This is a genomic window from Flavobacterium defluvii (assembly GCF_900129555.1).
Classification (GTDB): domain Bacteria; phylum Bacteroidota; class Bacteroidia; order Flavobacteriales; family Flavobacteriaceae; genus Flavobacterium; species Flavobacterium defluvii.
The window spans coordinates 326757-340355 of sequence record NZ_FQWC01000003.1; the positions used below are offsets into that span (position 1 = coordinate 326757).

4 protein-coding genes are annotated in these 13599 nt (G+C 35.6%); 3 read left to right on the plus strand and 1 reads right to left on the minus strand.

Going from position 1 to position 13599, the window contains the following annotated elements; all coding sequences use genetic code 11:
* The first annotated feature begins 76 nt into the window (after positions 1-76).
* Entirely contained in the window at positions 77-1246 is a 1170-nt protein-coding gene (locus BUC29_RS09055; protein WP_073415472.1) for a beta-ketoacyl synthase N-terminal-like domain-containing protein, read from the plus strand.
* 73 nt (positions 1247-1319) lie between these two features.
* Here the strand turns inward: BUC29_RS09055 and BUC29_RS09060 are convergent, their stop codons facing one another.
* Positions 1320-7712 carry a T9SS sorting signal type C domain-containing protein gene (locus BUC29_RS09060; protein WP_073415475.1) on the minus strand — a complete coding sequence of 2131 codons (6393 nt, stop codon included), beginning with the start codon at positions 7710-7712 and terminating at the stop codon, positions 1320-1322.
* A gap of 387 nt (positions 7713-8099) precedes the next feature.
* Between BUC29_RS09060 and BUC29_RS09065 the strand changes: the two genes are divergently transcribed.
* The gene (locus BUC29_RS09065) at positions 8100-8579 is read left to right on the plus strand and encodes a regulatory protein RecX (RefSeq protein WP_073415478.1); all 480 of its coding nucleotides are present in this window, start codon (positions 8100-8102) and stop codon (positions 8577-8579) included.
* 398 nt (positions 8580-8977) lie between these two features.
* Positions 8978-13552, plus strand: coding sequence for a T9SS sorting signal type C domain-containing protein (locus tag BUC29_RS09070; protein WP_084538610.1), 4575 nt, complete (start codon positions 8978-8980; stop codon positions 13550-13552).
* The last annotated feature ends 47 nt before the right edge of the window (positions 13553-13599 follow it).

Sequence of the window (13599 nt, forward strand, 5' to 3'; positions counted from 1 at the left end):
ATTTCTGTATAAATCTGTTTTATCCGTGTCGTTAGTGTGCCATTTTTTTACAGACATTTGTTATAAATAAACTATTGTGAATACACCAAAAATTGCCATAACAGCTTTTTCGTCTATTTCTCCGTTAGGAAATAATAACGATGAAGTCTGGAAAAAATACCTTGACAAAAAGCATTGTTTTACAAAACATTTTCTTGACGGGAAGGACACTTCGGTTGCGATGCTAGATATAGAATCGAAACAAATTGTTGATGAAATTCGTGAATCTGATAGTAAATACAAATTTCTCGATAATTCAGTTTTATTTGCTTTGGCAGCCTCACGAAAAGCAGTTCAGGATGCAGGCTGGAATTCAGATGATGTTTTCGGAATCAATATTGGTTCTTCAAGAGGTGCAACAGATTTATTCGAAAAACACTACAAGGAATATCTTGAAACAGGAAAAGCACAAACTCTTGCTTCACCAACTACAACTTTAGGAAATATCTCGTCCTGGGTTGCACATGATTTACAAAGTGAAGGTCCTGAGATTTCGCATTCTATTACTTGTTCTACAGCTTTACATGCACTTTTAAATGGAATTGCGTGGCTAAAATCCGGAATGGCTGATAAATTTTTGGCTGGTGGAAGCGAAGCGCCTTTAACTGATTTTACGATTGGACAAATGCGGGCTTTAAAAATTTATTCAAGAATAGATCAGGATATTGATTTATGGCCAAATCTTGCGTTTGATTTTGAGAAAACACAAAACACTATGATTCTGGGTGAAGGCGCGGCGGTTTGCTGTTTAGAAGCAGGAGAAAAAGAAAATGCAATCGCTTATGTTATCGGAGTGGGTTATGCAACAGAAATTTTGGAGCACAATATTTCGATTTCTGCAGAAGCAGATTGTTTTCAAAAATCGATGAAAATGGCTTTAAAAAATATAGGCATAGAAAGTGTTGATGCAATAGTAATGCATGCACCAGGAACTATAAAAGGTGACCTGACTGAATTGCGCGCTATTGAAAAAGTTTTCGGCCTAAAGCTCCCATTATTGACAACTAATAAATGGAAAATCGGACATACTTTTGGTGCTTCCGGAATGTTGAGTTTAGAACTCGCGCTTTTAATGATACAAAATGATACTTTTATTGAAACCCCATTTTCAGAACCGAAAAAGCTGGATAAATCGATTAAAAGAGTTTTGGTAAATGCAGTTGGTTTTGGAGGAAACGCCGTGAGTATTTTAATTGAAAAAGCATAAATTTACATTTATCAAAAATAAAAAAAACCATTCCGTATTTAAGGAATGGTTTTTTTTTGGAAGTAGGATTTTTTTATTTGAATATAACTTTTCTCGTTATTTCGGCTTTGTTTTCAAGAGTAACTTTTACTAATAAAACTTGTTCGGCAGCTTGCAGGCTTGAAATAGTCAATTCTAAAGCTTCAACTTTCTTTTTGTTATATAGAAGTCTTCCGTTAATATCAAAAACAGAAACTTCTTTGATGTTTTCTTTTGAAGAAAGTACGTTTATTACTTTATTCTTCTGAGAGACCAAAAGACCGTCTTTTACATTTTCGAAATCTCCTGTTCCTAATGTTTTATTAGTATATTTTAATTGGAAACGATCTGTAAATGTTCCAATTTCTGTTGTGAATTTGTAATCACCGGCTTTTAAATCATAAATGGTATTAGTCACTTTGTCTTCAAGGTAAACCTTTTGATTGTCAAATAAACCATCTGTATGATCTATAGAAATTATAAATTCTCCAGCAACTGCAGTTCTGTATCCAAGCGGAATTATTTCAGCATCATCAAAAGGAACGGCACGTCCCTGAACGGTTAATTTTTTAGCTTCACTGATGCTGTAAAAATCTACATAGGTATTCCCGTTAAGAGTTGCCGCATCATAATTTTGATCAAAACTGTTTGTTGCTCCTTCAATATAACCAATTAAAGCTTGTTTGAATGCCCCTTCGGCATTTGCAAAGTTTAACCAGAGACGATTTTTTTCGATGTCTTTTGCCTGTGCAGTTTTAAAGAACTGGCTGTTGTTTCCGGCAACCCTCATACTGTTTGTGAAGACAATATTGCTGGCTGTACTTGCTTTAAAGAAGAATCCCTGTCCTGCGGCAATTTTACCTAGCATTACTGCAGCACCGCTTGCTGTTCCTGTACTTCCTGTTAAAGTATATACGGCATAATCTGCTGCTGTATAATTGTATCTGGCATCTCCAACTACGCTTCCGTTTGGAGGTGAATTGTGTGTCCAGAAATATAATGCACCAACCCCGGTATTATTGATAAGGATATCTGCATCGATTGCTGATGGATATGGATTCCCAATTAAATTCCATTTTGTGGCAACTGGGGTAAAAGAGATATCTCCGTTGTTTGGAACTCCGGTAAAAGTTGCTGAATAAACCGCAGTAGTGTTGATATTAAAACCTTGCGGTGCCCTTACAATATATCCTTTTCCAGGTGCCATAGGTAAAGTTCCGTTGTAGTTTATTACCCATCCTGTGTTGGAATCATAGCTGTAATATTTATCAGCCAATGTTGTTGGAGATAAATCATAAAGTGTAAACGCAGGTGTAGAAGTTACAGGTGTTGACCAGTAGGTAAAATCGTAGCGGCGAACTGGCTGTGTATCTCTTTTGTAAACAATGTTTCCGCTGTTTACAGCATTTGTAGTCTGCACTAAACTCGCATTATTTTCAAAAGTTAAAGTACTTCCTGTATTAACCGTTACTGTACTTGTAATGGTTAAAGTGTTTGTACTTTGTACGGTAAGTAAACTGTTATTGTTTAGGTTAAGAGTATAACCTTGAGCAACAGTATTTGTTCCTGTTATTTGAGGTTTGTTTGTTATAGCTGTTAAATCTGGAATTGTAACACAATCTGAAGCAGTTGGTACACCACTTGGTGTCCAGTTTCCTGCTGTATTCCAGCTTGTACTTACACTACCGTTCCATGTTTTTCCTGCATAAGCATTTATAGTTACAACAGTAATTGGAGATTCGCATCCTGAACTGTTTTTAGTTGTAACATTATATGGTCCAGCTGCTAATCCTGTAAATACACCAGTTGTATTGGTAAAAGTGGTTCCGTCAACACTATATGTAATTCCAGCAGCTGGAGCAGGGCTTGAAATGGTTATAGTTCCTGTAGGTGCAGCACATGTCGGTTGAGTTGTTACAGATGCCGTTGGTGCCGCTGGTGTAGGATTTACTGTTAATAAAGCCGAATTTGATGTACTAGAACAAGTCCCTGTCGTAACAATACAACGTACATAATATCCAGAATAGGACAATGCAATGTTCGAAACACTCAATGAAGCAGTTGTATGTCCCGTTGCTCCTGGAGCCCCATTAGTATTTGTCCAAGTCGAATTATTAGGAGAATATTGCCATTGATAAGTTGGGCTTCCGGCAGATGTAGCTACAGTAAATGTATGAGTTTTGCCTTCGCAAACTGTAATCGTTTGTGGATGAGTTGTGATAACTGGTAGAGCGTTTACCGCTAACGTTACATTAGTTGTAAATGACTGACTGCAGTTAGGTGTATTGCTTGTAGTTGTAATTCCGATTATTTGTAGAGTCTGACCATTGTTTGCTGCAGTTAATGCAGGAGTGGTAAAACTTGCAGCTCCGCCTGCAGATGCAATAACACCAGTTACAGGAGTCTGTGCTACACCATTGATTGTATAAGAAACAGTAGAAGTACTGCTTGCTAATAATCCGGTTAAATTAATAGTAGCTGAAGATCCCGCACATACTGCAGCAGCTTGACTAGCTCCAGTTAAAGTTGGAGTTGGATTTACTGCTAACGTTACATTAGTTGTAAATGACTGACTGCAATTTGGGGTGCTGCTTGTTGTTGTAATTCCAGTTATCTGCAGCGTCTGACCATTATTTGCAGCAGTTAACGCAGGCGTATTAAAACTTGCAGCTCCCGATGCATTTGCCGTAACTCCAGTAATTGGAGTCTGTGCTACACCATTGATTGTATAAGAAACAGTAGAAGTGCTGCTTGCTATTAATCCGGTTAAATTTATTGTTGCAGAAGATCCCACGCATACATTCGCAGCTTGACTTGCTCCTGATAAAGTTGGAGTTGGATTTACAGCTAAAGTTACATTAGTTGTAAATGACTGACTGCAGTTAGGAGTACTACTGGTAGTAGTAATTCCGGTTATTTGTAGAATCTGTCCATTATTTGCAGCTGTTAATACTGGTGTATTGAAACTTCCTGCTCCCGATGCATTTGCTGTAACACCCGTAATTGGAGTTTGAGCGGTACCGTTAATTGTATATGAAATAGTAGAAGTACTGCTGGCTCGTAGTCCAGTTAAATTTATTGTTGCAGAAGATCCCACACATACATTCGCAGCTTGACTTGCACCCGATAAAGTTGGTGAAGGATTTACTGCTAAAGTTACATTAGTTGTAAATGACTGACTGCAGTTAGGAGTATTGCTTGTATTTGTAATTCCGGTTATTTGTAAAGTCTGACCATTATTTGCAGCTGTTAATATAGCTGAAGTAAAACTTGCAGCTCCGCCTGCAGATGCAGTAACACCTGTAATTGGAGTCTGTGCTACACCATTGATTGTATAAGAAACAGTAGAAGTACTGCTTGCTAATAATCCGGTTAAATTAATAGTAGCTGAAGATCCCGCACATACTGCAGCAGCTTGACTAGCTCCAGTTAAAGTAGGAGTTGGATTTACAGTTACAGTTACAGCATTTGATGTTACACTTGTAGAACAAGCATCACTAATCACAACTGTATAACTTCCTGCATTTGCAGCTGTAGGGTTTGTTAACGTAAGTGTGTTTGTACCTTGTCCAGAGATTACGCCTCCATTAGTGACAGCAGTTCCACCTAATCTCCATGAATAAGTTAAGCCAGAACCAGTTGCTGCAACAGAAATCGTGCGGACACCCGATCCAGAACAAACTGCTGTTGGAGTCGTTGGTTGTGTTGTAATTACTGCTGTGCTCATGTCTACTAGAACAGATGTCGTTGTTGTCGTAGTACCACAAGTAACTTGTACACGATAATATGTTTTTGCAGTTTGAGTAGTAGCAAATGTTGAATTTGAATTAACAACATCTTGGTATCTTATCAATAAATTATCAATAATATGGTTATCATTTGAACCTCCAGTTCTTGCTGCAAACTTAAATTTCCAAGCTGATTTATTAGTTGAAAGATATGCGGCTGGAAGTGATAAATCTGAAACAACTATTGAACCATTGACTCTTAAGGTTAATTTTCCTTTAGAATCTACACTTAAAACTACTGGAGTATTTCCTGTTGTTGGTCTTAAAGCGGGTACATCGATTGCAGAATTAAAAAGCACATTTCCTGCATATAATACTCTAACACGGCTTCCTGTTGCTACACCTTCGTTATCATAAGTATCAAATTGCACAATAATACCAGATCCTTGTCCGCTTTCTCCTCCTGCAGCATCGCTTGTAATGTCTCCTGCATAACTTAAACTAAAACCATCAGCTCCTGTACCTCCAGATGCTTGATAATCAAAATTTACAGTAAAGGCGTCCATATTTGTACCAGGAGTATTTTGAATTACAAATGCTCCGTTCAAACTATTAGTTGCCGGTGTTAAAAGCAATTGGTTTCCTGTTACAGAAGCACTTCCATAAACGTTTGTATTTGCTGGTAATGAATTAAAAGCTTCAAGGCCAAAGAAATTTATTGGAGCAGCAGTAGCATTTGACCAGGCTGCATTATCAGGCGAAGTCTGCCATACATAAGTAGCTCCATCTGATAATGTGCTGCTTGGCAGTGAAATTGTGAAAGGTACATTTGGACATACAGTAGACGCAGAACTTACTGGGGCTCCTGCAGTACCTGTACAACCTGATTGTACGGTTACTCTATAATCTTCCATTTGTCCGCTGCTGCTGCTTATGGCACAAGGGGTATTGTTATATCCTGACAAACGACCAATAACTCTCATTTTAATATTACCAGTAGCAACACTTGGCACTGTAATATAAACTGATGCAGCTCCTGTTGTTCCTGTTGAGTTTCTAATAGTTCCTATTTGATAATATTCACCAGCGTCATCAAAATCACCATCATTATTCCAGTCAAAAAATGCAGAATAATAAACATTTTGATCTCCTCCTGTATTTCCTCTCACTGTTAAAGAATAACCTTTTCCCTGAGTAATTGTAGTTGGAGTATCTGCTGTAAAATCTTCGTATGCAGTCGTTCCTGTACTTGTTTTTGATAATGTATTTAAACTTACATTAGTAATTTGTAACACTGTAGAGAAATTTGCACAAGTACTTGAAGATACGTTTATCTGTCCAGTTGTTGCAGCAAAATAAGTATCACTTTTATTGGTTGCTGCAGAACTTGAACTACCCCAAGAGCCCGGAAGGGATTGAGTAGATCCTAAAAATAATGTGTTCGCAGTATGAGTTTGTGTTCCTAGATTAGCAATTATACCTGAGTTTATTGTTAAAGTGTTTGAGATTGTAGTAGCCCCTGTTGAAGCAAATGTTTTTGTACCGCTTCCTGTAAGAGTAAGTGCGTAAAAATTTGGAACGTTAAAGGATTGATTTACTCCATTTAATGTCACTGTACTTGTTCCTGGAGTGAATGTGCCGCTACTTGTGAAATTTCCGCCGATTGTTAAATTATAATTATTACTGCTTGTACTTAATATTACTCCACTTACAATATTTACATCAGAGGTAATGGTTGTTGCGGCTGCTAATGTTTTTGTGTTAGAGCCTGAAAGTGTTAAATTTGAATATGTTGTAGCTTTTATTGTTTGTGCAGTTCCATTATAGTTTACTGTATTTCCTGTAACTGTAGCAGTAAGAGTTGTTATCGGATTTGTTGCCGCTGTAATGTTAAGCTGACTGGCGGCAGTAGCATTGTTAAAAGTTGAGATTGTTCCTGAACTCGCTAAATTAACAGTTCCATTATTCGTAATTCCGGCTATTGTACCCGAACCATTTAAGTTTAATGTTCCTGTATTTGTATTTACAAAATTTGCTGTTACTGTATTAATTGCTGATCCTGTATTTACGTTTGTCGTACCGGAATTTGTTATTGTATTTATTGTAGTAGTAGCAGTAGTATTTAAATTCAAGGTTGCTCCTGAATTGTTAGTTAAAGAACTAGATCCGGCAAGGGTATCAGTTATTGTGAGATTACCATTATTTGATACAGCAATATTTGCAGTTAGTTTTGGGATACTTAATGTGCCGTTTAAAGTTTGTGCATTTGTGTCAAAAGTCTGAACTCCTGTCCCAGTCGTAAATGTTCCGTTATTGGTAATACCACCTCTGTAAGTAACCCCGACACTACTAGAATTATTCCAGGTTCCTCCAGAATTAACTGTTACCAATCCTATAAAGGTCTTGGATCCAGTGTTATTGCTTAGGTTTAATGTTCCAGAAATTGTAGTTGTTCCCGTAATTGATATGTTATTATTATTAACAGTCAAAATTCCACCAGTAGCAATTTGTAAACTTCCAGTTAAACTCCACGCAGCAGTTGTTGACATAGTATATCCATTTTGGATAATAAAAATATCTCCAGCTGTTGTAAAATTTGCAGGGTTACTTCCGGTGCTATTCATATTTGTCCACCAGTTTGTTAGAGTACTTGGTGAACCACTACCGCTTGCAGGGCTATAATAAGTCGTAGCATTCGCAGTCGAAAAAACAAAAAACATCCCCAAACAAACTAATTTTAAGCTAAGAGTGAAAGACTTTTTTTCTTTAGAAGAATTAGGGGATAATAAAAATAAAGAACGGGTAAACAAAAGTAGTTTTCGAATCATAGTAGGCGCGGTATTAAATTGTTTTTGGCTTTAATTCAAATAAAAAATTCCAAATTCCGTTATGAACGAAAGACTAAATTTTGAACTTAAATTCTTATTAATAACTGTTTAATAAACAGGGCAGTTTAACAAACAGATTTTACTCACAAAATTATTATAAATCCTGATATACACAAGTGATTTTTAAAAGTCTTTTGTGAAATAAGGAATAAACAAGTAATAAATTAACATTTAAATGATTATTTTTACCATTAATAGTTAAAAAGAAAGAAAAAACTCATGAATTCGTTTTGTACTCCAAAAGAAGCTTTACAGAAATTAGAACGTTATTGTGCCTATCAGGAACGCTGTCATGACGAAGTAGTTTCTAAACTTTACAGCTTAAAAATGACTTCTGATGAAATAGATTCTATTGTCGTTCAATTAATTGAAAATAATTTTTTGAATGAAACTCGTTTTGCCTGCAGCTTTGCGAGAGGTAAACACAGAATCAAACATTGGGGCAAAATTAGAATCACAAATGAACTTAAACTCAGAAATATTTCTTCAACAAATATCAATCTCGCTTTAAAGGAAATTTCTCCAGAAGAATATTTTGAAACTTTTGAAAATCTTTCACAAAAATGCTGGGATTCGATATTAGAAATAGATACGTTAAAAAAGAGAAAAAGGTTTTGCGATTATCTTCTTCGAAGAGGTTATGAAAGTAATTTAGTTTATGAAAAAGTAAAAGAATTAGAGCAAGATTCCAGCTCATAAATTGTATTTAAAATCTTATTTTTTAATCGTTTCAAAATTTCTGAAAAGTATTAAAAACTACTTTAAATTTCTTACGGAATAAAAAATAACCATCAGTCGTAAAATATTGCTTTTCTGAGGATTTTTTACAAAACAAGACGTTTTTTCGATTATTTCCCCAAAAACACAATCTAAAATCAGATCATATTACGGATTTTTCTTATTTTTAACAAGCTTGTTTTATAAGAAATTCCATAAATTCCTTATTTTTACTATGCATTTCATCGAGTATTTTATCGTTTTATCGAGAATATGCCCATTCTAAAAACCTTCTCAAAATCAAACACGTAGATGTATCTATATTTGCGCGGGTGTAATGTTATTATGCCAGCATAACAATCTGATAGAAAACATTTAACATGATGAGAACTCTACTTTTATTTTTGTTTTTACCCTTTTTTGGAATTGCACAAAATGTTGATTTAGCTTCCTGGGCTTTAACATCAGATGGCAATATTACAACCAAACAAAGTTATGTTCAATCCGGCACTTTTACATCAGACCAAAACCCTATCTCCTACGGAAGTACAGGAGCATTAGTTACGGGATGGAATAATTCTGGGTTTGTACACTATCGCTATATTGAAGTTTCGATTGCACCTACTACAAACAATGTGATCTGGATATCAAATTTAGTTTTCCAGCAGGCAAGTATTCCAAACGGCGGAACACCGGGCCCCTCTACTTACATTGCAAAATATTATATTTCTCAAAACGGAAGTGTTCCTTCTACGGATCAATTTTTCAATACGGCGACGAATTTAGTTGCCGAAGAATCTATTTCAGGAAACCCTTCGAAGAGCATTAAAATCAATGAATCTTTAAATTCTAATCAAAGATTAATTGTTCGTCTTTACACAAAAGGGAATGATTATAATAATATAAAATGGCAGATTTTACCTAACACATTAAAGTTTACAGGTAAATTAATGGGGCCTTTGGCGGGAACTTATATCGTAGGAAGTGTTGCTGCTTCTGATTTCAATACACTTACCTCTGCTGTAAATACACTTAACAATGTTGGTGTTTCTGCGGCTGTAACATTTTTACTTGATAATACAGCATACAACGTTTCTTCTGGAGAGATTTTTCCTCTTGTTATTACTCCGTATACGGCAAATACAACTTATAAAGTAACTTTTAAGCCAAATACGAATAGGAATGTAGTTATCGAATCTAGTAATACTGCGAAAAATACAGAAGCTGTTTTTAAGCTAAACGGAGTTGATAATGTTGTTTTTGATGGAAGTAATACCACAAACGGAACGACAAAAAACTTGACTATTTACAATAACAACCAATCTAATAATGACAGGGCAGTTATTTGGATTGCGAGCCAGAATACTACAAATGGTGCAAATGGCAACGAAATTAGAAATGTAATTTTACAACAATACGCAAGAGGTACTTATGATTTCTCAATTGGTGTTTTTGGTGGAGGAACAAGCAGTGCTTCAAGTGCGGCAGAAACAGCAAACTCATCAAATATTATAAGTAACAATACTTTTACCGGAGTAGGACAAGCAGTATATTTAAATGGACTTGCAAGTTCGCTGTCAACTGGCTGGAAGATTCAAAGCAATACAATTGGCGGTACTACAAATACAAACAAACCGCATGTTGGTATCAGATTAAATAATGCTAAAGATTACGAAGTTTCACAAAATACAATTACCGGAGTTTACAAAGCAGATTCTGGCCAAAATACTACTACTCACCATGCAGGTATTTCAGTTTATGGAGCCAGTAATGGAAATATCTTTAGCAATAAAGTTAGTGATGTGTATGACGTAACAGGAAACGGTATGACTTACTGTGCAGGAATTTATGTTGATAGTGGTAATAATATTATTTACAACAATTTCATCAATAATGTTCGTAGTAGTAATACTAATGATAATAATTCTAATTTTAGTTACAAAGGCCACGGTATCTATATAAACAGCGGAGCTTCTAACAAAGTTTATTTCAATACTGTTTCGATGGATGCATCTGGAGCAGGTGGAAGATCTTCTTGTTTGTTTGTAAACGGAGGCTCAGCATTAGATGTTCGAAATAATATATTTTACAATAGCCAGACATCTGGAACACAATATGCAATTTTTACAAGAGTTGCAGCTTCAGTATTTGGTACTTTAAGTTATAATGATCATTACGTAGCAAAATATGCATCATTCTTTAATTCAAGAATTCAGGATAATGCAGATTCTACAACATTGGCAGCTTGGCAGACTGCAACTGGTAAGGAACAAAATTCTATTGTAGTTGAGCCAAAATTTATTTCAACTACAGATTTTCACTTAGTTCAAAATACAACAAACTCCGGAATACATGCAAAAGGTACTCCAATAACTGGTTTTACTACAGATATTGACAGTGAAACAAGAAGCACAACAGCACCAGATATGGGAGCAGATGAAATTATTATTTGTCAGCAGGGAGATCAAACAACTTTTGGTGTAGATTCATGGATTGGTTATGTTTACAAATGGAATACAACTACTCCAAATCCTGCATTGGCAGCTTCACCGGCATCTTCAACAAATGTTTATATTGGTAATGTAACGGAGTCAATAAATTTTGATCGAAATGTTGGAGCAGGAGCCGTTAGTGGAGCTACAACAAACATATGCGGAACTCCTCCGACTGATAACTTTTTTGTTCGCTACAAAATGAGAACAACAACTGCGGCTGGAACTTATAATATTTCTATTGGTGGAGATGATGGTGCAAGATTGTATATTGACGGAACTTTAGTCTTAACAAGATGGAATGATCATAGTTATATTTTAGACGCAACTTTATATACATTAACAGCGGGTTCTCATGATTTTGTTTTAGAATACTATGAAAATGCCGGTTCAGCGCGTACTACCTTCTCATTTGGTTTAATAAAAGGAGATAATGTCAATCTTCCATATGGAGATAATGTTTGGAATGTTTATGGTTTTACAAAAAACAATTTCGACTTAACTCAAACCGCTTATGCAGGAACTTATGTTGATTCGAATTTAAATATTAATACAACAACTGCATGGGCAGCAGACAAATCACCTTCGGCCGTAACCACATGGCAAGGTGCACCAATGCCTGTTGATTATTTTACAACAACTCATAAACGTCAGGGATTTCCTTGTGGGAATTATCAAATTCAGGTTGTAAACTGCGATGACGATATGAGAATTTATGTAAATGAAGTTCTTGAGTACACTGCGGGTCAAAATATTGGAGCGCCAGTTTTAGTAAAATCAGGACAGATTTACACATTAAATAAAAATTCAAAAATAGAAGTTCGATTAAGAGAAGATGCCGGAGATGCAAAAATGGCTTTAAATCTTATTGCAGTACCAACAATTTATGATGGGTCATCAACTCCTGCTAGTGGTTCAGCAATTACTGTAAATACAAATACAACCTTAAATTCAGATTTACAGGTTTGTTCATGTACTATTAGTCCGGGTGTTACATTAACAGTACCGGCAAATAGAACTTTAACCGTAGACGAAACTACAACTGTAGGTGCAGGAGGTAAACTTTTGATTAAAAATGGAGGTTCGTTATTGCAAAACAGCACGAGTGCAAATGCCTATCAAGGAGCATCAAACTCATTTGAAATCCAAAGAGATACTCAATTAATTCGTCGTTACGATTTTACTTATTGGTCAACGCCGGTATCAGCAACTCCTGGGGTAACGCTTCATGCTTTATCCCCAACAACATTGGCAGACAAATACTATAGTTATAACCCAACTACAGGATGGACAATAAATTATAACGGAACCTTGGTAATGACTCCTGGACAAGGATATATTGTAAGAGCTCCTCAGGAATTTGATATTAATAACACAGCTATATATCATGCATCTTTCGTTGGAGTCCCAAATAATGGTAATATTACGGTTACACCAGTAGCTACAAAATGGAATTTAATTGGAAATCCATATCCATCAGCTATTGATGCAAACACATTGATTAACAATACAGGAGTTGGAGCATTATATTTCTGGACACACAATACACCTCCAAGCGGAACTGTTGCTGGTGATGCAAAATATAACTACACAACTTCAGATTATGCTGTTTACACTTTAACAGGAAGTGTAGTTACGGCAAATGGCGCTGCGGTTCATTCAGGAAAAATTGCATCTGGACAAGGGTTTTTCTTCAAAGCGACAACTGGAAATAATATTGTTTTTACCAATAGTATGAGAATTGCAGGAAACAATAGTCAATTCTTTAAAACGTCAGAAACTGTTGCAGCAAACCGTTTGTGGTTGAATTTTGCAAATGGGGAAGGAGCTTTCAAACAAGCCTTAATTGGTTATATTGAAGGTGCAACAAACAGCTTCGACCAAAATTATGATGCGGCAACTCTTAACGGAAATACCTATGTAGATTTTTATAGTATTAACGATGCTAAGAAATTGACCGTTCAGGGACGTGCTGTTCCATTTGAAGATACTGATGTAATTCCGCTTGGATACAAAACAGCAGTTGCAGGAGAATTTACAATCTCTATCGATCACACAGATGGATTATTAAACGATCAAAAGATTTATCTTGAAGATAAAACGACCAATACAGTTTTTGATTTAAAAGCAGGTGATTATAAGTTCAAAACAGAAATAGGAACTTTTACAGATCGTTTCCAATTAAAATATACTAATAAAACATTAGGAACAGGAGATTTTGAAAATGTAAAGGACGGACTTTTAGTTTCTGTAAAAGATAAAGTGATCAAAGTAACAGCATCAAAGGAAAACATTAAAGAAGTCAATGTATATGATATTTCAGGCAGGCTTTTATATAGTAAAAATAAAATAGGAACAACAGAATTGTTAATCTCAAATCTGCAGTCTGCTAATCAGGTATTACTTGTAAAAGTTGCCCTTGAAAATGACTCGACAACAACGAGGAAAGTTATTTTCAATTAATTAAAATAAAATATAATAAAAATCCGACAGCGAAAGCTGCCGGATTT

Coding starts and splice junctions, on each gene's coding strand:
- BUC29_RS09060 (WP_073415475.1), bottom strand. CDS start 7,712: ATGTTTTTTGTTTTTTCGACTGCGAATGCTACGACTTATTATAGCCCT.
- BUC29_RS09065 (WP_073415478.1), top strand. CDS start 8,100: ATGAATTCGTTTTGTACTCCAAAAGAAGCTTTACAGAAATTAGAACGT.
- BUC29_RS09070 (WP_084538610.1), top strand. CDS start 8,978: ATGATGAGAACTCTACTTTTATTTTTGTTTTTACCCTTTTTTGGAATT.